This is a genomic window from Microbacterium yannicii PS01 (assembly GCF_000304335.1).
GTDB lineage: Bacteria > Actinomycetota > Actinomycetes > Actinomycetales > Microbacteriaceae > Microbacterium > Microbacterium yannicii_A.
Genome location: NZ_CAJF01000009.1, coordinates 41,719 through 65,056, shown reverse-complemented (window position 1 = coordinate 65,056; position 23,338 = coordinate 41,719). Strand labels below are relative to the sequence as shown.

The window sequence follows — 23,338 nt, the reverse complement described above, 5'->3', positions numbered from 1 at the left end:
CGGCTATTCATTGGTACTGTTCTTGTGCACAGTCGTCCATCAAAGGAGTCGAGACATGACTGACGTCAGAATCGCCGTGGTTGGCACGGGAGCCAACGGCGCGGGGATCGCCGCCGACCTTCTCCGAGCGGGACAAGATGTCACCCTTATCGAGCAGTGGCCCGACAATGTCGCCGCTATGCGTGCTGACGGCATCGTGGTGCAGACGCCCAGTGAAACCGTGGTGACGCAGGCGGGCAGCATCCTCAATTTCTGCGAGGTAGCGGAACTGCGCGGGCAGAGGTTCGACCTCGTGTTCATCGTGGTGAAGGCGTACGACACGCGCTGGGTGAGCGAACTCATTAAGCCCTACCTCGCCGAGGGCGCCCTCGTGGTCGGGCTGCAGAACGGTATGACGGTCGACGCGATGTCGGAGATCATTGGCCCGCACCGTACGCTCGGTGCCGTGATTGAGATCGCGGCCGCGATGTTCACCCCCGGTGTTGTGGAGCGTCACACTCCAGCGAGCGGGACGTGGTTCGCGATCGGCAGCCTCACCGCGGCGACCGTCGGGCGAGAGAGCGAGGTGACCGAGGTGCTGAGCCACGCCGGCACGGCCGAGACTGTCACCGATATTCGATCGGCAAAGTGGATGAAGCTCACCGTCAACGCCGCGGAGCTAGTGACGTCGGCGATCCTCGATCTTCCCCTCCTTGACGCCGCGAAGGTACCTGGCATGCATGACTTCATGCTTACGACCGGCAAGGAGGCGGTGCGTACAGCGCTGGCCACCGGTCACCGCATCGTCCCGATCTTCGGGCTCACGGATGTCGATCCCGAGCAACCTGAGCTCTTCGTTGAGCAGACACTTGATGCCGTCTACACGAAATGGTCGCTCCCGCACACTAAGACCACGGTGCTGCAGGATTGGCAGAAGCGACGCCGCGGGGAGGCCGATGAACTCAACGGCTACGTTGCACGCGAAGCCGCGCGGGTAGGAGTCCGTACTGACGCCAACGAGCGCACCGCAGCGATTGCCCGTCGCATTGACGCCGGCGAGCTCGACCCGCATCCCGACAACGTGAGGCTACTCCTGGCCGTTCACTCTTAAGTGTGGTTTCGGCCGCCATGATCGAGACCGCGTCACTTCGCTGGCCGCCCGACGGCGTCGGCTGTCGCCCATTCTGTCTCTAGTTCCATGCCCGGCTGGGGCCAGGAGGCAAACACTTCCGTATACGAGTGCGACATGATCTCGAGAGTCGTTCCCCATGGATCCCGGCAGTACACCAGGGTGTACGGTTTGCCGGGAACGAACAGCGTGACCGGGGACGCCTGGGTACCTCCAGCCTCGACGATGCGTGCGACCGCTCCGGCGACGTCAGGATCTGTCAAACACAAATGCCACAGCCCCTGTCGCCAGTACTCGATGTCGACAGTGCCCGGCTCGACCACGGGGTCGATGAATTGGAACAACTCCAGTCCGACTCCGTTTGCAGTGAGAAGATGCGCCTGCCATGCCTCCCGGAACCGGTCGCCGAGTATCTGCCGGGTCTCCGCCGTTGCCTCTGAGCTTGGCCTCATGACCCGCGGGCCCATGATGCACCGGAAGCCGAAGAGTTTCTCGTACCAGTCGATTGCGGCGACTATGTCTGGCACCGAGATGCCGACGTGATTGACAACCAGTGCGGTGGTCATACATCTCCAGTCTCAGAGGCGAGAACGGCGGAAGGTGCGTGGGCATGGAGCTTTATGGCGAGCGCGTGGATCATGTCGTGAACTCCGCGGGACCCCCGGACATGGTCCGGACCGAAGGACCACTCTTCGTCGGCGGGGACGGCGACGTCGTCAACCCGAAGCCAATCCCAAATGGCGGTCCGCTCAAGAATGCGCCACTGCCCGCCCCGGCGTTCGAACCGATCGGCGTACCGGACACCCATCACGGCATCTCGCGCCCCTCTGTCGATCTCCTGGCGGTGAAAAGCGAGACAGTACGTCTCGACCTGGGCGTGGTCGCCGTCGAGAACAATCAAAGACGGGCTCACCTGGTGAGTGGTGGAGACGGTGGATGCCTTAAGGCATCGACCCCATTCAATGAAGCCCTCGGGGTCGCCACGAAATGCCCCGTGGTCATCTACGGCATCGGGCCAGTAGCAATCACGCACGAGCTCCCAGTCGAGCCGGTCGACGCCGTGCACGTACCGGAGGATCACCTCTTGGATGTCCTGCTTATCGATGAGATCCTCAAGCGTCGAAGATCGCGCTTGGCCACGTTCGTCGTTCATGCATTTCCCATCTACATCGTCCGAGCGGACCCATGTACAGTATAGATTAACGTTTTCTGGAATGGGGACCGCATGTCAGACTCGCAACCTGTCGCGCTCGTCATGGATGCGCGTCGTTTCGTGGGGCCTGATCTGACCTCGAAGCTTCTGGCCGGCGGTTTTCGTGTGTTCCTGCAGGGCGTGACCCTTGAGGAACGCGACAGTTTTGGAGAACCATCACCTGCGGTCGTCTTCGCATCGGCTGAGCTCGACCAGCCACGGATGGCGACGCGTGCCGGATCGGACGCGATGGTGCGGGAATGCATTGAATCGTTTGGTCGGATCGATGCGGCCTTCGTGCGGTCGGCGGACTTTGTCGACGGTCCGTTCCTAGAAGCGACCGACGATGATCACAATCGCATGCGGCTGCACATCGACGTGTGTTTCCACTCGCTGCAGGCGATTGCGGCATCCATGACAACAGGTCAGATAGTCGTGGGAACGAGTGCCCACGGCGAACGCCCCACAGAGGGCCACGCTATTTACGCGGCAGCTCGCGCGAGTGAGAACGCGCTCGCACGGGCAGTCGGGCGAGAACTTGCTCCCTCTGGAATCACGGTGAACGCCGTCGCCACGAACTTCATGCGCTTCCCTGAGTTTCGGGGTGGATGGCGCGACGAGTACGAGCAAATCGCCAACGAGACACCCCGGAAGATGATGGGCGAGATTGCCGAGCTGGCCGATCTGATCTCATTCCTCATGGAGGGAAGATCTCCTCACCTGGTAGGTCAGGTCTTGACCTTCGATGGAGGCTGGAGTTGAGCCACAAAAGAGACGATGCGAGCTCTCACACGTGTTTTCGACCGTGCAGGGGCGTGCAGCGATGAAATGGAACCCGTTCCGCAAGTACGAAGAGGTGCTTGTGGTGAACACCGGCGTTGAAGCCCGCCCGAAAGATGCAGCATCCTTCTCCAGGAACACACCGATGAGCTGCCATCGCTGTGGCCACACTCTTACTGATGGAGTTGTCGTCATCTCTTGCGAGCACTGCCGCTGGACGAAGGTCCTCCTCACCATGTGAAGCTGCGCGATAACGGGGTTACGGGGGCTGCGGCATGGCGAACAACGATGAGGACCGGTACCTGGTCCCGAATAAGGACCGTGGCGGGTGGGATGTCGTCGGGGAGGACGCGAAACGCGCGTCCGCTCACTTCGACACCCAGGCGGAGGCGATCGCCCGAGCACGGGAGATTGTCGAGGACAGTGGCCGCGGTAAGGGTGACGTGCGGATCCAGGGTGAGAACGGGCAGTTCCGTGACTCCGACTCCGGTTCCCGCAACGAGACCCGTGCGAAGGATCACCGCTGAGCGTGGATGACGACATCCTGGTGCTTTGGGAGCAGCCACGGTGCCCGAAGTGTGGCACCGTGCTTCGGGACGCTCCCCCAGGGTTTGTCTGCCAGAGTTGCGGGCTGCACTTCCTCCGCGGGCAGGAACCGCAGCCGCAATGAGCACCCCGCTGTCGTTCGAGGACTACTGCGCCGACCACAACATCCAGCTGCACGAGTACGGGCAGGCGTTCGCGGCTTACCTCCACGAGCTCAGCGGTGGCGAGTGGGACGGACGCGGAGCGCGTCAACAGCTGATGGCTAGGCGGGGCCGTCGATGGCTCCCGCCCACACCCAGCAGCGGTACTGCGTCTCCCCCACCATGAATCGGATCGCTACGGCCCGTGGCGTCCACATGCACGCCTCCGCGGTCACCTGGACCGGGATGCCGCCGAAGCGCACCCAGGCGTTCACCGTTTTCGGCTGCGGGTCTTTCGTCACCGGCGTCGACGACAGTTGCAGCTCCTGATCGGTCAGCGTCTCGAGCTTCCCGGTCTCTGCCGTGCGCTGCAGCACCCGGGCATCCATCATCCGATCGACCCGCTCGGCATAGCGTCGGTTGGTGGTCACTCCGCCGGCTCCATCCTTCCTCCGGCCACCCCAGCACTCTACCGTTTATCGAATCTATGTTCTATTCTCGTATGTCATGGCGGCAACGGAGCTCGAACGCGAGACGACACTCTGGACGAGCAACGACATCCCGGCGCGAATGTTCAACGCCGGGAAGCGGTGGCGGGTCACCGACACTCCGACCCGGTTGCGGGAGTCCATCTGGACGGCACCGCTGCAGCACGGGTCAGGCCTGTATGGCTGGCGGTTCCAGGCCACCAGCGACAGTGGTGACGTCGCCGTGTTCGACGTGTACCGCGACGAAGACGACTGGCACGTCCACCACTCCTACACCTAACAGCTTCCCAGGGCCGACTGGCCGCGTGAGCTCCACCTCGGTTTCGAGGTCGAGGACACCGATGTCGTGGGCAGCGCGCATGCGTGGTCCGCTTAGCGCTTCCTCATCCTTGCCGTGCGGCTGGCGAGGGTCACCACCATCCTGCTGCACGCCTGGAGCAATCGGCGAAACAGCGCGCATCCTTTTTGGGTGGTCGATACGATGGCGGTGATGAGGAGGGTCGATGCCCGGAGCGACCTCGCCATGGCGAGTCAACGATGTGGTCGCCTACGACCGGATGCGCGACACGGCGGTAACAGCATTCGCCCTCCTGCAAACCGCCGCCCGAGACGGCGGGCCGGACGCGGCTGCCGCGCGCGATGAACTTAGACAGTTGCGCCGGGAGGTCCTCGCCGTTGATCCGTTTGACCGAGCCGCTGTGAACACACTTGCTGCGCGTCTCGACGAGCGGATTCGGAAGCTCGAGGGTCGCGCGTCGTGACGGCAGACGTTGATGTCGCCGCCCATGACCAGATTCTTCGTCGCGACATCCTGCCGCTGTACTTTCCGGATACCGGACAGGGTGCGACCCCGACGTTCACCCTGGTCGCCGGTCAGCCCGGTGCGGGCCGCGCGCGTATCTCATCGGCCCTGGCGCGTGAGTCGGGCGATGGAACGGCGTTGCTCAACGGCGAGGAATTGCGGGCGTTCTATCCGGGGTTTGTGAGCACATCCACGAACATCGATCCGGAGGCGGAGGCGGCGCTCGCGCGGGCGGTGTCCGGGTGGGTGAGCGCTTCGATCCGGTATGCACGGGAACAGCATCGTTCGTTGGTGTTGGAGGGGACGTTCGGCAATGGGGCGGCTGCCGCCGGGACGGCGCGGCGGTTCGCCGAAGCGGGCTTCACCACGCGGCTTGTTGTAGTCGGGTCGCGGCGGGCGGAGAGCCTCCTGTCGGTCACGTCGAAGTACCTCCGCGATGTGCAGGCGGGCCGTGCCGGCGGGCTGATCAGCCGTCAGGCGCATGATGAGGCGTTCGCGGCGACTCGGAACCTGATGGCGTCGGTGGAAGATGGACTATGGGTCGACCGGCTCACCGTGGTCGGTCGTGACGGTCAGGTGCTCTTCGACGGAGACCAAGCGGGGGCGTCGGGATTCGTGGGTGCGGGTAGGGCGTTGGCGGAGGCGCAATCGGCTCCGATGGGTCGATTCGATGCGACACAGTGGCTGAGCGAGCTGCACCACCTCACCGACTTCGCCGCCACCCGCCGCCAGCTGCCGAACGGTGTGGCGGAGCTGTTGGTGGATCTGCATGAGACTTCGCTGCGGGAAGTAATCCCGCAACTGCATGTGCCAGCGGGCGGCAGGTTTGCTACGGCGATGGAGCAGAAGACCGTCGCCTCCCTGGTCGCGCTGCGGAAGACGGTCCCGCTGGCGAGCCCGGTCGACGCCGCGGCGCCCGTTTTGGTGCCGGGTGGGCCGGAGCGTGGGGGCGTGTCTCGATGACCCGCCTCGTCGGGTACACGCGCGCCATCGCCACCGACACGAATCTGGCCGCCGATGTGACCGCGTTGACCGACGCGGGCGCCGAGCGTGTCTTCACCGACGACGCGGCCGCGGACCCGCGCAAACGCCCCGGATTGGCGGAGTGTCTAGCGGTCCTGGGGGCGGGGGACGTCCTGCTGGTGCCTAGCGCGTCGCATCTGTCGCATGCGGTAACCCACTTCACGGCCACAATCACCAGTCTTGCCGAGCGGGGCGTGGGGTTTCGGTCACTGTCGGAGCCGGCGCTGTGCACAGGCAACCCGGTCGATCCCGCAGAGGTGATGGCCACGTTGGAGGCGCTGCGGCGCCGGCTGGTGAGTGTGCGGACGCGGGCCGGGATGGAGTCGGCGGCGGCGTCGGGGAAGCGTCCGGGGCGGCCGACGGTGATGACGCCGGAGAGGATTGCGATGGCGATCGAGCTGCGCAACCTGAATCGGCCGATCGCGCATATCGCGCGGGTGCTGGGGGTGAGCGCGAACTCGGTGCAGCGTGCGCTCGCACCCGTCCCCCGACCCCGGGATCCGGCGGGTTAGGGTTCGAGACCGGTCAGGTGCGGGTGGTTGTCGATGTCGAGCCAGCCTCGGACGACAGCCTCGTGGGCGCGGTCGGTCTCCCAGTCGGGTTCGGTGAGCGCCCACCGGTGCATTAGGCGTGCCGCGGTGCGGGTGTGCCTGCCGGCGTCGAGGACTTCCGCGAGGGCTTCCGCTTCCGGGTATTGCATGCTGCACACCAGTTGGTCGTCGTGACTGGCCAATCGGGCGTCGATGATGTCCGCGAGCCGGTCCACGGTCTCCTCGAGCGGATCCCACGCGACGATGCTCGCCGCGGTGCTCGCCCGGTGACGTTCGATGGACGCCGTTGTCGTGTTCATGTCGGTTCCCTCGTTTCTTGACTTTGGTGGGGCCTTTCCTGGCAAGTGGCGTCGTGTGCGACTGGAGGGTGGGTAGTGCCGGGTCGTGGAATACCGGAACCCCGGAGCGCTAGCGGAGGGGCGAGGATATGCCGTCGAAAGCCCGGCACGGAGCACCCGGCGGGAGCTACGATGACCGGCCAGGAAAGACCTGCCGTGGCGGCTGATATCCACGCGACCATCGCAACGACCACCGGCTTCGACGCGATCGCAGCTCAGGGCGGCGGCATCGCCAGCAGCTGGGTGTGCGCGAGCGCAGTGGCGGCCGTGAGCCCGATCGCCGTGAGCAGAAGGATCGCCGCGCCGGTGCGCGCGGCTCGGATGAGCCGGCCCTGCAACAGCTGACCCGCGAGGATGGGCAGGAGCAGCACAGTCGCCACAGCCACCATCGCTGTGACCGCGATGAGGGGCTGCATTCCCAACGGGTTCATGTGTGGTCCTTCTCTCTCCCGGCGGGTGGATTAGCGTCCCTCGAACGAATCGTCGCCACTGAGCGCGGCGAGACGCCGGATGAATGCCTGCCGGTCTGCGGTCGGAGTGGTGATGAGCGTTTGGATGGTGGCTCGCATCTCGTCGAATTCGGCCGCAGGCAGGCCGGTGAGTGGGGCGAGGCACCAGGTGACGTCTTCGTCGAGGTGGTAGCCGGGTTCGTCGAGGTGCTTGGTTGGGTAGTACTCGAAGGCGCTCACGGCGGTTCGCGCGCGGGCGGCATCTGCTGCGGCGGGGTCGATCATGATCGGTTCTCCGGTCGGGGTGGTGGTCATCGGTTCATTCCCATCGTGGTGTTGGAGTTCAGCATCGGGTGGGGTGCTGCGGGGTCGAGGTGGTGGCGACGGCGTGGTGGCTCCTTGTGGCGGAGCCGGTCATTGACCTGTCGTCCGATCTCGTCCAAGCGGGCGGCCTCGGCGGCCTGCCGTTGCGCGCGGCGGAAGGATTCCTGCGAGGCCTGCCAGCGGCGCGCTTCCGCAACGCGGTGGCGGTCGGCGAAGCTGGCGTCGGTGGCGAGCAGGTGCTCGATGCGGGCGCGTCGGGAAGCGCGTTCGAACGCCGCGACCAGTTCGTCAGGCGTCCGCTCCACCGACGCGTCGAGCCCCGGATTCTTGCGTAGTTCTGCGATCTCTTCCCTCGTGCGAGACCGTGTAAAGAACGCGTCCGCGGCGGCCGTGTTCACTTCCCGCTGTGTGGCAGAGGTGGTGTGGAGGCGGCGTGGAGGCAGCCCTGCCTCCCGGCGTCGCTTCTCGCGTTCCTTCCAGGCCCGGTTTCGGGCGAGGACCTCCTCGCGATGCGTCTCATAGTGTGCGCGTTTTTGCGCCTTGAGCTTCTCGGCGTTTCGCGCGTAGTACTCCCGCTGGGCGGCACGGCCTGCTTCCGGGTTCTCACGCCGCCGGGCACGGAGCCTCGCATTGTCCGCCTCCTTGGTCCGCTCCCGGCGGCGACGCTGATAGGCGGCACGGCGGGCACGATACCCCTCGGGATCTTCGGCGAGTTTGCGGGCACGCCATGCCCGCTCGTACCGATGATGCTTCTCCTTGTTCGCCTCGTAGTACTTCTTCGACGACGCCCGCTTCGCCTGTGCACGGGCCCGCTCGGCCGCCTGCCGTGCGGCGTAACCCTTCATGTATGCGCGCTTCTGGGCGAGGACCTCGTCGCGATGTTCCGCGTCGTACGCCGCGCGGTACTCCCGAACGTGTTCGGCGTTACGCTCACGCCAAGCCCGCTTCCACTCCCGGATGCGGTCCGCGTTCCGCTCCCGATACGCCCGTCGCGCCTCCCGCTCACGCTGCACACGCGCGTCCCGTTCCGCATCCGACCCCTCCTCCGATGGGCGGCTCATCAGATCGCCCGCCGTTCGGTCAAGTGCGCGGCCAGCCGGTCGATGAGGTCAGGACGAAACCCGGACCAGTGATGCTGCGGATCGTCGTCGACCAGCACGACCGGTGCTTCGGTGTACCCGAGCTCGTCAGTCACGAACGACCGCTGCGCAGCGTTTCGCTCCTCCGTGAGGTCAACGACGGTGAACGGGAGCGAGGCGACAGTAAGGCACCGGCACGTCAGCGTGCACCGCATGCAGCCGGGACCGGTCGAGTAGACCGTCACGCTGATCATCGCCCCGCTCCGTTCGAGCACGAGCCTCGTGAACTGCCGACATAACCGACTGACGTAGTTCCGAAGTGCGGAAGTTCAGAAGTGGCAAAGATCCGGGGTGCGCGGGTGGGGACCTCGCCGAGCGACGCGACTCCCGCCGGCGGTCGCTCCGCCGCTGCGATGGTCGATGTTTCGGACGTCACCGAGTGCGGAAGCCGGGAACCCTGGGAGTCCGGAAGCACCGGAGTGGAGCAGTTCCGAAGTTCGGAAGTGACAGACGTTCGGAGTTCGTCCTCGGTGGAACCGCGGAGACCGGCGGCGTGGGCGAGGAGGACGTCTATTGCGATGCGGATGAGGGTGTTCTCGGTGATGCGTTCGGTCTTCACCGCCCGGCGGCGCATCAGCAACTTGGCCAGAGCCGTGAGGGCGGTGTCCTGGTCGGCACGGATGCGGGTGTCCTTCCGCGTCAGTCGCGCGAACTTCGGCGTCTCCCGGCCTGTATCTGAAGACTCTGCAGCGACTCGAGCACCGGTGTCGCGGAGCTTGTCCGCCAGATCCACCTGCCCCATCGTCACCACCCCGCTGCCAGAGCTGGGGTGGCCTGTGCGGCGACCTCGAGTCCCACCTGGGTGATGTCGAAGATCGCGCCTCGGGTGCGCCGGTTGTCACGGAGCGTGGTCACCATATGCCCGTGGATCGGAGCGTCGGTCTGCGCTTTGTACTGCCGCAGGTAGGCATCGAAGCGGGGCACGCCCCACACGGTGTCGAGCAGATCCCGCCAAACCGGCAGCTGCGACGGGATCCTCGCGTCTATCCGGTTCAGCAGCACCGCATGCCGCAGCGCCCGGGGTTCGATGAGCCGATTGATGGTCCGCATCGTCGGCTCCACGGCGAGGGGCTCCGGGATCAGCGGGATCACGACGGTGTCGGCGGCGTCGAGCACCCTCTCGAGGACCGGCGTGTCCTCGAGACTTCCGGGGGTGTCGACCACCACGAAGTCGTACTCGGCACGGAGCTCCCGCAGCCGCCCCAACAGCTTCGGGTTCTGGTCGCCGGCGAAGTCAAACGGCAACCGATCGCGCATGTTCTCTGCCCACCACACCGTTGACCGCTGCCGGTCCACATCCACCACCAGCACACGGTGCCGACGCGACAACGCCGCGCCCAGCTGCATCGCGACCGTCGTCTTGCCGACCCCGCCCTTCTGATTCGCGACGGCAACGATCCGCATGCGCTCGGACAGGTCGCCAACCGGCCCCTCAATGAGCGTCATGATCGCCGCCGCCCTCAAGCCCCTCGAACCACTCCTCGAGATCATCGAAGGGGTACAGGATGATCCGGCCGACCTTGTAATACCGGGGCCCGATCTTCTTGTAGCGCCATTCCGCCAGCAGCTTGAGCTTCAGCCCGGGAATCAGCGCGGTGACGTCATCCGGAGTAAGAAGCTCCTTACTCAGTACCGGTTCGCCCGGCTTGATCGTTGCCATCCCTCATCACTCCTTATGTCAAACCAGTTGCTCATTTGACAGAAGTACACACCTAAGCGGGAGGGTGGGTCAAGAGCCAACTGTCAAACGCGATTGCGATAAGGCAAGATGAATGGGTGACGGTCGACGTGCAAACACTCGATGGCAAGCCGATGTCGGCAGATAGCGCAGTACGGCCGGTGGGATCCGCACTTCGGATCGCGCCCGGTTTCATCGCTTCGTCGGTCGACGACTCGACCGGGATCGCGACGACTATCGAGGCACAGTACGACGAAGATCGCGGCAGGTACGTGGTCCGTAGCATCCTCAGCCGCGCCGTCCGGGACGATTTCGACGAAGTGAAGCTGAAACACGCCGCTCCGCAAGCGATCTTGCAGGTCGCCGTTCCGCACTGCGTCGCGTTGCTGCTCGATGAGGACCCGGACGCGCAGTGGACCTCGGTGTCTGACCTCACTCAGGGGGAGGGCGCCATCGTCCCCGAATGGATGGCGAGCGCCGTGGTCAAGCGAGGCATGAAGGAGGAGCGCTGGGAGGTCATCGAGATCCTGTATGGCATTGCCGCCCTCGCTGATCTACCGCCGGTCAAACTCATCGCTCGTGAACTCAGCGTGCCCGAGCGCACCGCCAGCGATTGGATTCAGAAGGCTCGCGCGTCCGGGCGGCTTGTGGGCATCGCGTCCAACGTTGGCCGCCCTGCCGTCACGTAGCCTCGATAACCCGAATCTGCGCACTCGCCGTTTCTGTGATGTCTCAGGACATCCCTGACAGTTCTGCCTCCATAGATCTCTGACGCTTCGGGCCGGTTTGGGCCTGACACTTCTGGCTCTATGTGTGAGGGATGAGTCGTGTCGAGCCTGTTGATCCTCGCGTCCGTCTCGCGATCACGCTGTGGCCACCAGATGCGCCGCGGGGCTCGGTGACGACGTTCTGTTCGGAGCATGGGATCTCGCGGGAGACGTTCTATGCGATCCGCCGGCGTGCCGCGACGGAAGGGCCGGCGGCAGCACTGGAGCCTCGTTCGAGACGTCCGAGGCGCAGTCCGGGCAAGCTCGCAGACGACGTCGCGGCGCAGGCGGTGGCGGTGCGGGCGGCGTTGGAGCTGTCGGGGTTGGACCATGGCCCGGTCAGTGTCCACGAGAAGATGCGGTCGCTCGGGATGGAGCCGGTGCCGTCCACCGCGTCGCTGGCGCGCATCTTCCGGGATGCCGGGGTGGCGAAGGTCGAGCCGCGGAAGCAACCGCGGGCGGCCTATCGCCGGTTCGTGTATCCGCAGCCGAACGCGTGCTGGCAGCTCGACGCGACCGAGTACGTGCTCTCCGGCGGCCGCAAGTGCGTCATCTTCCAACTCATCGACGACCACTCCCGGCTTGCCGTCGCGTCGCACGTCACCTGGGGTGAGACCTCCGAAGGGGCCATCACCGTGGTGAAGAAGGGCATCCGCCTGCGGCGTCCCACAACGACTGCTGTCCGACAACGGCGCAGCGCTCAACCCGTCCCGCCGTGGGGTGCTTGGGCAGCTGGTCATCTACCTGCGCTCGCTCGGTGTCGAGGCGATCACCGGCAAGCCCTACAAACCGACCACGCAGGGCAAGAACGAGCGGTTCCACCAGACCCTGTTCCGGTTCCTCGACAAGCAACCCCTGGCCGACACTCTCGAGCAGCTGCAGAGCCAGGTGGACGCGTTCGACCTGGTCTACAACACCGACCGCCCGCACCAGGGCCTGCCCGGCAGGATCACCCCGGCGCGGGCCTGGGACGCGACTCCCGTCGCCGACCCGCCGCGACCGGCCAGTCCGCACACACCGCTGCCCGGTCCCGGAGAGGACATCCGGATCAAGGCGGTGCAAGACAGTGGGTCAGTCGAGTTCCGCGGCATCAAGTTCGGCCTGGGCCGCGCCTTCGCCGGTCAGCGGGTCTGCGTCCTGGACGCCGGCAAGACCGTCCAGGTCTTCGACCTCGCCGGCACTCTCATCATCGAGCACCCCTGGCCCAAGCCCGGCACCACCTACGTCAGCAACCGCCGACCCCGCGGCCGCAGCACCCCCATCACCGGACTGTCAGAGATGTCCTGATACATGAAGTGTCAGAGATGTCCTGATGCAGAATCGTCAGGGATGTCCTGAGACATCACACGCACTCGCCGTTTCCAGCGGGGACAGCTTGCCCACATTTTGCCCACGAACGGCGCGGAACGGCTCGGATCGGAGCGGCATTGAGGAGCGGTTGGTGAGGGGAAAAGCTGGAGATTCCGCGGATTTTCGACGGTGGCGGATCGAGACCGATTCGGCAAGATGTGACTGAAAATCGAAAGGTCACCGGATCGATGCCGGTCGGAGCCACTGGGACCCTCATCTGGCTTCTACAGGTGGGGGTTTCTTCATTTCCGCGGGATCGCCGGGATTGCGGCGGATCTCGTGTCCAGCCGCACGAGCGCCGGGGGCGTCTACGGCGGGCTCGTGCACCTGGGCGCGGCGATGTGGCTCCGCGCGTTCGGCGACGTGTTCACGTCGTACCGGGGGCGAGAGACGGATCCGAGTCCGAGGCGGAGCGCGTCGCCAGACTGCTCGCGCACGGCAACGCCGTGGCGCTGTACCGTCGCGACTTCGGCCGGGCAGCGCGGCGGCGCGTCAGAGTCCGAGTCGCGCGAGGAAGTCGTTGCGAAAGACGCCCCGCGGATCGAGCCGCTCACGCAGAGCGACGAAATCGTTCCACTGCGGGTAGAGCCGCGGCATCCGTTCCGCCGCCCCGTCGAGGGTGAACAGCTTGCCCCAGTGGGGGCGTGCAGCAAGGGGCTCGAGAGCCCGCTCGATGAGCGGAAGCAGCCGCTCGACGCCGGGCTGATCGGGCTTCCACGTGAAGTGGATGCCGAGAACGTCGGTGCCGTACGCCGACGAGAGCCACAGATCGTCGCGCGCGACCGTGCGCAGCTCGCAAACTTGGAGCAGCGGTGCAACCTGCTGCGCCAGATCGCGTATCGTCGCGATCGCCGTGACGGCGTTGCGGCGCGGCACCAGGAACTCCGACTGCAGCTCCTCGCCGTTGGACGGCGTGAACTCGAGTTTGAAGTGCGGCAGCCGGGCATACCATTCCCCCGGCTCACCGAGCTGGTCGGTGCAACTCTCCGCCGAGACATCGGGGAGCGGATGCCTCTTGGTCGAAGCTTTCACGGCACCCACGACGCGCTCGGGCAGGGCGCCTGGGGCGTCGGTACGACGCTTCACCCACAGCTGGTCGACGACCTCGGGATCGCGCCAGGTGTGGAACATCGAGACGCTATAGCCGAGGCCGGTGACCGCGTCGAGATCCTGGAGGACGGCGTCGAGCGGGAGGCGTTCGTACACGGTCTGGGTGACCTCGAAGGCCGGGATGATGTCAAGCTCGATCGCGGTGACGATGCCGAGCGCACCCAGTGACACCACGACGCCGTCGAAGTGAGGGTCGCCGCGGCGGTACGTGCGCAGCTCGCCGTCGGCCGTCATGAGTTCGACGCCGGCGACCGCCGAGGCGAGCGAGGCCACCGCGTCACCTGACCCGTGGCTTCCGGTCGCGACGGCGCCCGCGAGCGAGATGTGCGGCAGCGATGCAAGGTTCGCCAGCGCCCATCCCTGGCGGTGCAGCTTCGGCGCGACATCGCCGTACCGCAGCCCCGCCGACGCGCGCACGATTCGACGCTCGCTGTCGATGCTCACCTCGGCCGGCAGTCCGCTCGAGAGAACATGCACGCCGGCGGTGTCGGCCACCGTGTTGAAGCAGTGGCGACTGCCGAGGGCCTTGACCCGGTCGGCAGACCGCACGACATCGGCCAGTTCGGCGACGGAGCCGGGCACGACGACGCTCGCCGCGCCATAGACCACGTTCGAGGCCCAGTTGCGGGTCGCGAATGACGCAGGAGTGGAGATGCTCACCGCGAAGGCTCCGGGACAGGCTGCGCAGCGGTCGCGTGGCCCCCCTCTGACGGCGCGTCGAACGGCGACGGGCCGAGCTCGTCGAGCAGGTCCTTCATCTTGGCGTAGGCGCGGTTGCGGTACGCCACGAGCTCGGCGATGCGCTCGGGGTCGATCGCACGGAACCCGGCGCCCGACTTCGTTCCCAGCTCGCCCCGCTCGATCCGCTCGGTGAGGATCGCGGGAGTCGCGAACCGCTCGGGGAAGTCGCCCTGCAGTGAGGCGTAGCAGAACGCGTAGACGTCGAGGCCGGCCATGTCGGCGATCGCGAACGGTCCGAAGAAGGGCAGGCGGAAGCCGAAGGTCGATCGGACGATCGCGTCGATGTCCTCCGGCGTCGCGATGCCCTCGTCGACCAGCTGCGTCGCCTCGTGGAAGAGCGCGTACTGCAGGCGGTTGAGCACGAAGCCGGTGGCATCTTTGACGCGGGCGCCGATCTTGCCGCTGCCGGCCAGCAGCTCCTCGGCCGTCACGATCGCGCTCTCGGTGGTGGTCGGGTGCGGGATGATCTCGACGCCGGGCACGAACGGCGCCGGATTGGAGAAGTGCACGCCGAGGAACCGCTCCGGGTTGTGCACCGCTTCCGCCAGCTTCGTGATCGAGATCGTCGAGGTGTTGCTGCCGATGGTGGCGAGCGGATTCGCCTGCGAGATGCGGCGCAGCGTCTCGTGCTTGATCTCGATCCGCTCGGGCACGGCCTCTTCGATGAACTCGGCATCCGCCACCGCCGCTTCGATGCTCTGCGCGGCCGAGATGCGCTCGGTGATCACGTCCGTGGCTCCGGCGGGGAAGAGCCCCTGCTGCTCGAACTGAGCGGTCTCGGTGCGGATCCGCTCCAGGTTGGACGCCGCGATCTCGGCTGTGACGTCCGAGATGACGACATCGTGGCCGGCGAGGGCGAACACCTGCGCCATTCCCCCTCCCATGTAGCCACTGCCGACGATGGCGATCCGGGTCATGAGCGAACCTCCGCGTTGCTCTCGGCTTCGCCGAGGTGATCGTAGGAATCGATGGCCGCCACTTTCGCCGCCGATGCGGACGCCGGGTCGAACCGGTAGCCGAGCCACTCCGACACGAGGCGCTTGGCCAGTTCCAGCCCGATCACGCGCTGGCCCATCGTGAGCACCTGGGCGTCGTTGCTCAGCACCGACCGCTCCACCGAGTAGCTGTCGTGCGCGGTGACGGCGCGGATGCCGGGAACCTTGTTCGCCGAGATGGCCACGCCGAGCCCGGTGCCGCACACGAGCAGCGCACGGTCGGCGTCGCCCGCCGCGACCCGCCGCGCGGCTTCCACCGCGACGTGCGGATAGTCGGTGTGCTCGTCTCCGTCGACGCCGACGTCCGACACCGACGCGACGCGCGGGTCCTGCTCCAGGAGGGCCTTCAGGGCGGTCTTGTACTCGTAGCCGGCGTCGTCGCTTCCGACGACGATGCGCAGGGGGTCGGTCATCGCTCTTCCTTTCGAGAGGTTTGGTCGTGGGATGCCGCGGCAATCGCCGTGGCGATCAACGCGAGGGACGTGGCGCCGGCGTCGGGGTGCCCGAGGCTCTTCTCGGCGAGCGGCCGGGCACGACCGAGCGCGGGCCGCAGCGACGAGGTCGCCGCCGCCGCGCGAGTCGACGCCTGCGCGGCCCGATCAAGAGCTTCCCCGAGGTCGTCTCCGGCGGTCAGCCGATCGGCCAGCACGCGCGCGAAGGGCTCGAGCGCGTCGACCATGGTCTTGTCGCCCACTTTCGCCCCACCGCGGGACGTGACCGTGTCGAGGGCCGCGCGGGCGGCGTCGGCGGCCGTCGAGCGCACCTCGACCTCCTCGCGGTCGAGGGCGCCTCCGATGGCGCGCAGCATCGCGCCCCAGAGGGCGCCGGAGGTGCCACCGGCCTTCTCGCTCCAGGCGTCGCCGGCCACGGCGAGCATCGCCGAGAGCCCGAGAGCGGGATCGGCGGCCGTGCAAGCGGCGTCGACTCCCGTGCGCATGCCGACGCCATGGTCGCCGTCGCCGGCGATCGCGTCGATGCGGCCGAGCTCCTCCTCGTGCTCGTGGATCGTGGATCGTGCCACGTCGAGATACGTCAATGCCGCGGACGCCGCGTGCTTCGACCACTCCGATGCCTCGGGCCGCTCGACGGCTGCGGCCACCTCGACCTCTTCGGGCTCGGCCTCTCCTGCCGCCGCGACCACGACGGCGCCCTTGCGGTACGCCGGGCTGTAGGCCGGGGCGGCCCACAGCGGTTCGAGCTCGTCGTCGAGCCAGAACAACGTGACCGATGCTCCCGCCATGTCGAGGCTCGTCACGAGCTCTCCGACCTCCGGCTGCACGATCGTGACGCCTGCCGCCTCGAGCCTGGCGGCCACATCGCCGAAGAGCACGAAGAGCTCCTCGTACTTGACGGTGCCGAGACCGTTGACGATGACCGCGACGCGATCGCCCCGGTTCTCGGGTACGTCGGCCAGGAGCGCGTCGACCAGGGCGTCGGCGAGCTCGGCGGAGCTCGTCCGCGGCACGTCGCGGATGCCCGGCTCGCCGTGGATGCCCAGGCCGATCGACATCATGCCCTCGGGGACGGTGAACAGCGGTTCGGCAGCACCGGGAAAGGTGCACCCGCCGAACGCGACCCCGAGGGTGCGCGTGCGGTGGTTCGCGTGCTGCGCGAGCCGCTCGACCTCGTCGAGCGACTCGCCGCGCTCCGCGGCCGCGCCGGCGATCTTGAACACCGTGAAGTCGCCCGCGATGCCGCGGCGCCTGTCGATCTCGTCGATCGGCGCGCTGGCGATGTCGTCGGTGCACAGCACCGTGCGCACGTCGATGCCCTCGTCGCGCAGGCGCTCCTGCGCCTCGCCGAAGTGCAGCACGTCGCCGGCGTAGTTGCCGTAGCTGAAGAGCACCCCGCCGCCCCGATGAGCGGCCTTCGCGACGCGGTAGGCCTGAGCGGCCGAGGGCGAGGTGAAGATGTTGCCGCACACCGCACCGGCTGCCAGGCCCGCACCCACGACTCCGGCGAACGCGGGATAGTGGCCCGACCCGCCGCCGACGACGAGGGCGACGGAACCACGGGCCGCGGGAGCGGCGCGGACCACGCCGCCGTCGACGGCGCGGACGAGGTCGCCGTGCGCCGCGACGAAACCGGCCAGGGCCTGTGGCACGAAGTCCGCGGCGTCGTTCGCGATGCGCGTCACGAGGCGCCTCCGTCGTGGCGCGGCTGGCGCACCCTGCTCGTGCCGAGCGTGTAGCCCTCGCGCTTGGGTAGCACGTGCCGACGCAGGTAGTCGCGGTTGTCGGCGCACACGCTCAGCCCGTCGCCGCCGTAGTTCTCCACGCAGATCACACCCTGGAACCCCTGCTCGATCGCGAAGGCGAACGCGCGACGATAGTCGATCAGGCCGTACTGCATCGGCGCCGGAACCGCGAAGTAGGCGCCGCGCGCAGCGTCTTCATCGCGGGAGTAGTTCTTGACGTGCCAGAAGTTGGCGTAGGGAACGGTCTTCTCGACCAGCTCCCACCAGGGCTCGATGGGCCGGTGCAGCCGCACCAGATTGCCGATGTCGGGATTCAGACCGACGTTGTCCATGCCGATCTCCTGCACGAGCCGCACGGCGGAATCCGCGGTGCCGAGAAAGGTGTCCTCGTACATCTCGAGCGAGACCAGGATGCCGAGGTCAGCCGCGTGGCGGCCCAGCTCCTGCAGCCGGCTGACGGCGAGGTCCCAGTCAGCGGGATCGTCCCTGTGCCCCTCCACCGTCCAGAACCACAGCTGCTCCTGCTGCTGCGGTGTCAGCGCCTGGTGCAGGCCGAACGACACCGTCTCGATGCCCAGCGCGGCGGCGGCATCCAGCGTGCGGTGGCTGTAGGCGAGGTTCTCGTGGCCGCCGGCATGGTCGATCACGCTGCGCCGGATCGCCGAGATCGAGGTCGGCACCACGCCGGCCTCACCGGCGACGGCGGTCAGGTCGCTCAGACGCTGCGGAGTGAGATCGCCCACGCGCAGCCACGAGTCGGTGATGTCGACGCGATCGAACCCGGCGTCGGCCACCTGTGTCAGCGGGTCGATCCACGACTCGGGCCCGGCCTCGGTCACGCTGCGCCCGTCTGCGGTGCGGCCCGGGAACGGGAGCGCGGCGGCCGCGATCGGCCAGTTCTGCGCGGTGAGGCCGGTCATGCGGCATCCTCTCTCTCGATGCTGACGCCGGTCACCAGCACCGGATCCTCGACGGCGCGCACGGCGCCGGTGATCACCAGGTCGGCGGGGGCGGTGACGTCTGCCAGCGACAGCCCGGCGGTCAGGCGCACGGTGCCCGGCTCGACGATCCGGCGCCGCTCCAGTCCCGTGAACGAGAAGCGGTCGGCATGCAGTTCGAAGGCGACGGATGCCGCGGCTCCGGCCTCGAGCGACACCCGGGCGTAGCCGACCAGCTGCTGCACGGGTCGGGTCACCTGCGCGACCGGGTCGGCGCTGTACAGCTGGACGACGGTCGCCCCGGACCGGTCGCCGGTGTTCGTGACCACCACCGAGGCCACGACGACGCCGTCGTTCGCGGTCCGGTCGCGGTCCAGCGACACATCGCCGAGCTCGAACGTCGTGTACGAGAGGCCGTGACCGAACGGGAACGCCGGCGCGATCGACAGGTTGCTGATGCGGTCCCCGTCCTGACCGAGCGGCGGGGCGAGGTAGGTGTGCGGGAGCGCGCCATTCGTGCGCGGGACCTGCACCGGAAGGTGCCCGCTCGGATTGACTGCGCCGCTGAGCACGCCCGCGATCGCCGCGGCGCCCTCGACGCCGGGCATGAAGGACTGCACGATCGCCGCCGCGCGGTCGGTGTAGGCGCCGAGCGCGTAAGGGCGACCAGACAGCACGAGCAGAACCACCGGCGTGCCGGTCTCGAGAAGCGCCTCGACCAGGCGACCCTGGTCGCCGGGAAGGTCCAGGCTCGGGGCATCCGATCCCTCGCCCGAGGTGCCCTTGCCGAACATCCCGGCCCGATCGCCGACCACCGCGATCACGACGTCGCTCGAGGCTGCCGCCTCGACGGCGCGTGCGAACTCGGCCTCATCGGCCGGCTCGGCCAGCGGCGTGCCGCGCTCGACGACGATCTCGGAACCGGGAGCCGCCACGCGCAGCGCGTCGGGGATGGACGTCGCCTCGATGCCGAGACCCATGTCAGGATGCCGCGGCATGACGTGGATCGGGTACGAATAGGCACCCATCAGGGCGCCGGGATCGCTGGCGCACGGCCCCACGATCGCGATGCGGCCCGAGTCCGAGGCGAGCGGCAGGAGATTTCTCTGGTTGTCGAGAAGGATGATCGACTCCTCCGCGAGGCGGCGGGCGATGTCGCGATTGCGGGCGCTGTCGAGGTCGACGTCGGCCGGTTCCGCGGGCGTCCACCCCTCGTCGAGCAGTCCCAGCTCGATCTTCTGGCGCAGCACGCGCCTCACGGCCGTGTCGATGTCGGCCTCCGTGCGCGCCGGATCGGGATCGCCGTCGTGGAGTGCGCGGAAGGCGGCGATATCGGGCAGCTCCACATCGAGCCCGGCGTGCAGGGCCAGCCTTCCGGCATCCGCCATCGTCTCGGCGACGCCGTGCTTGGACTTGAGGAACGCGACCGCCCAGTAGTCCGACACCACGGTGCCGTCGAAGCCCCACTCGCCCCGCAGAAGCGCGGTCAGCAGCCAGCGGTCGGCTGCTGCCGGCACACGGTCGAGCTCGGTGTAGGAGTTCATGACGCTCTTCGCTCCGCCGGCGCGCACGGCCATCTCGAACGGGGGCAGCACGAGGTCGCGCAGCTCGCGCTCGCCCATCGAGACGGGCGCATGGTTGCGGCCGCCGCGCGAGGTGGCGTGACCGGCGAAATGCTTGAGGGTGGCGATGACGCCCGCGCTCTGAAGGCCCTCGACGTACGCGGTCGCGAGAGTGCCCGCGACGTACGGATCCTCGCCCAAGGTCTCTTCGACGCGACCCCAGCGGTAGTCCGTGACGACGTCGAGCACCGGCGAGAGTCCGTGATGCACACCCACCCCCGCCATGTCGGATCCGATCGCCTGCGCCATCTCTCGGACGAGGTCGGGGTCGAAGGTCGCGGCCCAGGCCATCGAAGCGGGATATACCGTGGCGCCGAGAGTGGTGAAGCCGGTGAGGCACTCCTCGTGCACGACCGCCGGAATGCCGAGGCGCGTCTCGCCGATGAGGTGCCGCTGCGACTCACGGACCTTCTCCATGCCCTGGCGGGCAGTGACCGGCGTCGTCCCGAACACGCGGGTCAGGTGACCGATGCCATCCGCGACCGCCTCGTCGAAAGGAGGGCGCCCCTTCGACAGCACGTCCTGCATGGGAGCGATGATCTGTGTCGAGTCGCGCTTGTCGGCCCAGTAGCTTCCCAGCTGAGCGATCTTCTCGGCGGGGGTCATCTCGGCCAGCAGCGCCTCGACCCTCGCGGTGCTGTCGGCGGTCGGATCAGACCACTCGGCTGACTTCGTCGGGACGTCGGGTGCGTGGGTCATCCTTGACTCTCATGATTTGTTTTCGGCCACAACAATTATAGGCTAGCGCCGATGGAGCGGACAGCAAAGCCCGAATTCGATGACGCGCGATCGGCGGATCCGGCGCTCCGTCGCCGAGGTCAAGTGATCCAGCAGGATGTGACTGACAATCGACTACTCCGGGTGCGCGGCGACGGTCAGAGCAGTTGCGCGAACGCCTCGGCATCCCGCGTCTTGCCGACCACCAGGATCGTGTCTCCGGCACGGAGCGTGGTCGAGGTGTCGGCGTTGTCCCACGCGTCCTCACCGTGCTGGAACGCGGCGACCGTCACCCCGTGGGCCTTCCGCAGGCCGGTCTCGCCGAGCGGACGGTCCTGGATGGCCGACGGAGCCGGCGCCTTCACCATGGCGTAGCCGGGCGCGATCTCGATGAAGTCGAGGGCGGCGCCGCGGACCAGGTGCGCGACGCGGCGGCCCATGTCCTTCTCGGGGTAGATCACCTTGTGCACGCCGAGCTGCTCGAGGATGAGCCCGTGCTGATCGTCGACGGCCTTCGCCCAGATGGCCGGGATTCCCATGCTGAGCAGCACCGAACAGGTGAGGATCGACGCCGAGATGTCGCCCCCGATCGCCACGACGACGCGATCGAACTCGTCGACGGCCAGCTGCCGGAGCACCTCCTGCTTGGTGGCATCGGCTCGTACGACCTGCGTGAGTTCGCCGTTGAGGGACTGCACCAGGTCCTCGTCGAGGTCGATTCCGAGCACCTCCGTGCCGCCTGCCATCAGTTCGAGGGCGAGCGCGCTTCCGAAGCGGCCGAGGCCGATCACGGCGACGGAGTCGGCCTCGGCGACGCGCCGAGCACGGTCGGGCGTGCCGAAGTGGGGGAATCTAGCCAATTGCGGGCCTCTCCTTCGGGAGTTCGTACAGGGTGCGCCGCTCCCGCAGGGCGATGGCGGAGCCGAGCGTGAGCGGTCCGAGCCGCCCGAGGAACATCATGACGATGAGCACGAGCTGCGCCGGGACGGGAAGGTCGGCCGTGATGCCGGTCGACATGCCGACGGTCCCGAAGGCCGAGACCGTTTCGAACAACGCGCGGTCGAGACCCTCGCCGCTGAGCAGCATGAGGGCTCCGGTGCCGACGGTCACAGCCCCGACGGCGATGAGCACGACGGTGATCGCCTGCCGATGAACGGCTCGCGAGAGCCGCTTGCCGAAGATGTTCACCGCACCCTCGCCGCGCAGCTCGGTGACCATGATGAAGAACAGCACCGCGAACGTCGTGACCTTGATCCCGCCGGCCGTGCCGGCCGGCCCACCTCCGATGAACATCAGGATGTCCATCCCCAGCCACGTCTCATCGTGCATCCCGGCGATGTCGACCGAGTTGAATCCGGCGGTCCGGGTCTGCACGGATTGGAAGAATCCCGCGAGGATCCGCACCCAGGGATCCAGGCTGCCGAGCGTCGCCGGGTTGTTCCACTCGAGCGCGGTGATGAACACCGACCCCCCGACCAGGAGTACGACAGTCCCCCACAGCACCAGCTTGGTGTTCATCGACCAGTGAAGCGGCCGACGGAACTCCTTGCGCAGCTGCATGATGACCGGAAACCCGAGACCACCCAGGATGATGGCGGCGGCGATCGGCAGGCACACGAACGGGTCGGCCACGAACGGTATGAGGCTGTCGCTGTAGAGCGCGAAGCCGGCGTTGTTGAACGACGAGACGGCGTGGAACACGGCGTGCCAGGCGGCTTCACCGACGGTGTATCCGTAGCCGAGGAGGAACCGGAGGAAGAGCAGCAGGGCGACGACAGCCTCCACTGCCAGCGAGATCAGCACGATTCCTCGTACGAGGCCGCGAACGTCGTCCAAGCCCAGTGCCTTGGCCTCGGCGGCGGCGTTCAGCCGGGAGCGGACCGACAGCTTCCGGGCGAGGATCAGCCCGATCATCGAGGCGAAGATCATGATGCCCAGGCCGCCGAGCTGGATCAGGACGAGGATCACGGTCTGCCCGAACCCCGTCCAGTACACGGGGGTGTCGACGACGACGAGCCCGGTCACACACACCGCGCTCGTGGCCGTGAAGAGGGCCTCGACGAAGGACGCGCCGCCGGGTCCGGTCTTGGCGAACGGCAGCATGAGGAGCGCCGTTCCCACCAGGATCGCGATCGCGAAACCGGTCGCGACCGCCTGGGCCGGATGAAGTCGCAGTCTCCGAAGGCGCCCGCCCCGTTGGGCCGGCGAGACGCCCAGACCTCGGATGCTCACCCCGAAACCGTAGTCGCACGGTCCTCACGGAACGGCGATCCTCACGAGATCCATACGGCCGATCAGAGCGAACCGTGACTCTCCCTCGCGGGTGCGCCGAGCGAACGGCGG

General features: G+C 67.3%; 26 protein-coding genes and 1 pseudogene. 9 read left to right on the top strand and 18 right to left on the bottom strand.

What is annotated here, in order from left to right; all coding sequences use genetic code 11:
- The first annotated feature begins 55 nt into the window (after nucleotides 1-55).
- On the top strand, nucleotides 56-1,090 hold the full coding sequence (locus WYM_RS07080; RefSeq protein ID WP_019180132.1) for a ketopantoate reductase family protein: 1,035 nt from the start codon (nucleotides 56-58) through the stop codon (nucleotides 1,088-1,090).
- A 32-nt stretch (nucleotides 1,091-1,122) separates the two neighbouring features.
- Here WYM_RS07080 and WYM_RS19610 read toward each other — a convergent pair whose 3' ends face one another.
- Both WYM_RS19610 and WYM_RS19605 read right to left on the bottom strand, forming a co-directional pair.
- The gene (locus WYM_RS19610; protein ID WP_019180131.1) at nucleotides 1,123-1,674 is read right to left on the bottom strand and encodes a VOC family protein; all 552 of its coding nucleotides are present in this window, start codon (nucleotides 1,672-1,674) and stop codon (nucleotides 1,123-1,125) included.
- On the bottom strand, nucleotides 1,671-2,261 hold the full coding sequence (locus tag WYM_RS19605; protein WP_019180130.1) for a nuclear transport factor 2 family protein: 591 nt from the start codon (nucleotides 2,259-2,261) through the stop codon (nucleotides 1,671-1,673). Before WYM_RS19605 ends, WYM_RS19610 begins: the two co-directional genes overlap by 4 nt.
- A gap of 72 nt (nucleotides 2,262-2,333) precedes the next feature.
- Here WYM_RS19605 and WYM_RS07065 point away from each other — a divergent pair, with 72 nt between their 5' ends.
- Together WYM_RS07065 and WYM_RS19600 are read left to right on the top strand one after the other, a co-directional pair.
- Nucleotides 2,334-3,062 carry an SDR family NAD(P)-dependent oxidoreductase gene (locus tag WYM_RS07065; RefSeq protein ID WP_019180129.1) on the top strand — a complete coding sequence of 243 codons (729 nt, stop codon included), beginning with the start codon at nucleotides 2,334-2,336 and terminating at the stop codon, nucleotides 3,060-3,062.
- A 293-nt stretch (nucleotides 3,063-3,355) separates the two neighbouring features.
- Nucleotides 3,356-3,607 (top strand): DUF2188 domain-containing protein, encoded by a 252-nt coding sequence (locus WYM_RS19600; RefSeq protein ID WP_019180128.1) that lies wholly within the window; start codon nucleotides 3,356-3,358, stop codon nucleotides 3,605-3,607.
- A 281-nt stretch (nucleotides 3,608-3,888) separates the two neighbouring features.
- Here WYM_RS19600 and WYM_RS07055 read toward each other — a convergent pair whose 3' ends face one another.
- A complete protein-coding gene (locus WYM_RS07055) occupies nucleotides 3,889-4,197 on the bottom strand; it encodes a hypothetical protein (protein WP_019180127.1) in 309 nt (102 codons plus the stop codon).
- Between the two features lie 76 nt (nucleotides 4,198-4,273).
- On the opposite strand from WYM_RS07055, the gene WYM_RS07050 reads away from it, so the two are divergent.
- The 4 genes from WYM_RS07050 to WYM_RS19595 all read left to right on the top strand — a co-directional run bounded on the left by WYM_RS07050 (nucleotide 4,274) and on the right by WYM_RS19595 (nucleotide 6,591).
- Nucleotides 4,274-4,534 (top strand): hypothetical protein, encoded by a 261-nt coding sequence (locus WYM_RS07050; RefSeq protein WP_019180126.1) that lies wholly within the window; start codon nucleotides 4,274-4,276, stop codon nucleotides 4,532-4,534.
- Nucleotides 4,535-4,757: 223 nt separating this feature from the next.
- On the top strand, nucleotides 4,758-5,015 hold the full coding sequence (locus tag WYM_RS07040) for a hypothetical protein (protein WP_157524956.1): 258 nt from the start codon (nucleotides 4,758-4,760) through the stop codon (nucleotides 5,013-5,015).
- Nucleotides 5,012-6,019, top strand: coding sequence for a zeta toxin family protein (locus tag WYM_RS07035; RefSeq protein ID WP_019180123.1), 1,008 nt, complete (start codon nucleotides 5,012-5,014; stop codon nucleotides 6,017-6,019). The genes WYM_RS07040 and WYM_RS07035 overlap by 4 nt, the downstream gene beginning before the upstream one ends.
- Nucleotides 6,016-6,591 (top strand): recombinase family protein, encoded by a 576-nt coding sequence (locus WYM_RS19595; RefSeq protein ID WP_019180122.1) that lies wholly within the window; start codon nucleotides 6,016-6,018, stop codon nucleotides 6,589-6,591. The genes WYM_RS07035 and WYM_RS19595 overlap by 4 nt, the downstream gene beginning before the upstream one ends.
- Here the strand turns inward: WYM_RS19595 and WYM_RS07025 are convergent.
- The 7 genes from WYM_RS07025 to WYM_RS19580 all read right to left on the bottom strand — a co-directional run bounded on the left by WYM_RS07025 (nucleotide 6,588) and on the right by WYM_RS19580 (nucleotide 10,540).
- Nucleotides 6,588-6,929: a hypothetical protein gene (locus tag WYM_RS07025; protein WP_019180121.1), complete on the bottom strand. Its 342-nt coding sequence runs from the start codon at nucleotides 6,927-6,929 to the stop codon at nucleotides 6,588-6,590. The genes WYM_RS19595 and WYM_RS07025 overlap by 4 nt on opposite strands.
- Before the next feature lie 254 nt (nucleotides 6,930-7,183).
- Nucleotides 7,184-7,399 (bottom strand): hypothetical protein, encoded by a 216-nt coding sequence (locus tag WYM_RS07020; protein WP_157524954.1) that lies wholly within the window; start codon nucleotides 7,397-7,399, stop codon nucleotides 7,184-7,186.
- Between the two features lie 30 nt (nucleotides 7,400-7,429).
- The gene (locus WYM_RS07015; protein WP_019180119.1) at nucleotides 7,430-7,732 is read right to left on the bottom strand and encodes a hypothetical protein; all 303 of its coding nucleotides are present in this window, start codon (nucleotides 7,730-7,732) and stop codon (nucleotides 7,430-7,432) included.
- Complete coding sequence (locus WYM_RS07010) at nucleotides 7,729-8,754, bottom strand: hypothetical protein (protein WP_019180118.1); 1,026 nt, start codon at nucleotides 8,752-8,754, stop codon at nucleotides 7,729-7,731. The genes WYM_RS07015 and WYM_RS07010 overlap by 4 nt, the downstream gene beginning before the upstream one ends.
- A gap of 47 nt (nucleotides 8,755-8,801) precedes the next feature.
- Nucleotides 8,802-9,074 carry a glutaredoxin family protein gene (locus WYM_RS07005; RefSeq protein ID WP_019180117.1) on the bottom strand — a complete coding sequence of 91 codons (273 nt, stop codon included), beginning with the start codon at nucleotides 9,072-9,074 and terminating at the stop codon, nucleotides 8,802-8,804.
- Between the two features lie 550 nt (nucleotides 9,075-9,624).
- A complete protein-coding gene (locus WYM_RS19585) occupies nucleotides 9,625-10,326 on the bottom strand; it encodes a ParA family protein (RefSeq protein ID WP_019180115.1) in 702 nt (233 codons plus the stop codon).
- Nucleotides 10,313-10,540: a DNA-binding protein gene (locus tag WYM_RS19580; RefSeq protein WP_019180114.1), complete on the bottom strand. Its 228-nt coding sequence runs from the start codon at nucleotides 10,538-10,540 to the stop codon at nucleotides 10,313-10,315. Before WYM_RS19580 ends, WYM_RS19585 begins: the two co-directional genes overlap by 14 nt.
- Nucleotides 10,541-10,656: 116 nt before the next feature.
- Here WYM_RS19580 and WYM_RS06985 point away from each other — a divergent pair, with 116 nt between their 5' ends.
- Nucleotides 10,657-11,247, top strand: coding sequence for a hypothetical protein (locus tag WYM_RS06985; RefSeq protein ID WP_237739338.1), 591 nt, complete (start codon nucleotides 10,657-10,659; stop codon nucleotides 11,245-11,247).
- Between the two features lie 131 nt (nucleotides 11,248-11,378).
- Nucleotides 11,379-12,612, top strand: a pseudogene (locus WYM_RS19575) (integrase core domain-containing protein).
- 555 nt (nucleotides 12,613-13,167) lie between these two features.
- Here WYM_RS19575 and WYM_RS06975 read toward each other — a convergent pair.
- From WYM_RS06975 to WYM_RS06940, 8 genes are all read right to left on the bottom strand, one after another.
- Complete coding sequence (locus WYM_RS06975) at nucleotides 13,168-14,445, bottom strand: D-arabinono-1,4-lactone oxidase (protein WP_019180109.1); 1,278 nt, start codon at nucleotides 14,443-14,445, stop codon at nucleotides 13,168-13,170.
- The gene (locus WYM_RS06970) at nucleotides 14,442-15,443 is read right to left on the bottom strand and encodes a 3-hydroxyacyl-CoA dehydrogenase family protein (protein ID WP_019180108.1); all 1,002 of its coding nucleotides are present in this window, start codon (nucleotides 15,441-15,443) and stop codon (nucleotides 14,442-14,444) included. Before WYM_RS06970 ends, WYM_RS06975 begins: the two co-directional genes overlap by 4 nt.
- Entirely contained in the window at nucleotides 15,440-15,934 is a 495-nt protein-coding gene (locus WYM_RS06965) for a ribose-5-phosphate isomerase (RefSeq protein ID WP_019180107.1), read from the bottom strand. The genes WYM_RS06970 and WYM_RS06965 overlap by 4 nt, the downstream gene beginning before the upstream one ends.
- Nucleotides 15,931-17,658: a dihydroxyacetone kinase family protein gene (locus WYM_RS06960; RefSeq protein ID WP_019180106.1), complete on the bottom strand. Its 1,728-nt coding sequence runs from the start codon at nucleotides 17,656-17,658 to the stop codon at nucleotides 15,931-15,933. Before WYM_RS06960 ends, WYM_RS06965 begins: the two co-directional genes overlap by 4 nt.
- Nucleotides 17,655-18,638 (bottom strand): sugar phosphate isomerase/epimerase family protein, encoded by a 984-nt coding sequence (locus tag WYM_RS06955; RefSeq protein ID WP_019180105.1) that lies wholly within the window; start codon nucleotides 18,636-18,638, stop codon nucleotides 17,655-17,657. The genes WYM_RS06960 and WYM_RS06955 overlap by 4 nt, the downstream gene beginning before the upstream one ends.
- Nucleotides 18,635-20,977, bottom strand: a complete 2,343-nt coding sequence (locus WYM_RS06950; RefSeq protein WP_019180104.1) for a glycoside hydrolase family 3 N-terminal domain-containing protein — start codon at nucleotides 20,975-20,977, stop codon at nucleotides 18,635-18,637. The genes WYM_RS06955 and WYM_RS06950 overlap by 4 nt, the downstream gene beginning before the upstream one ends.
- Nucleotides 20,978-21,153: 176 nt before the next feature.
- Nucleotides 21,154-21,855, bottom strand: coding sequence for a potassium channel family protein (locus WYM_RS06945; RefSeq protein WP_019180103.1), 702 nt, complete (start codon nucleotides 21,853-21,855; stop codon nucleotides 21,154-21,156).
- Nucleotides 21,848-23,227: a potassium transporter TrkG gene (locus tag WYM_RS06940; protein WP_019180102.1), complete on the bottom strand. Its 1,380-nt coding sequence runs from the start codon at nucleotides 23,225-23,227 to the stop codon at nucleotides 21,848-21,850. The genes WYM_RS06945 and WYM_RS06940 overlap by 8 nt, the downstream gene beginning before the upstream one ends.
- Between the last annotated feature and the right edge of the window lie 111 nt (nucleotides 23,228-23,338).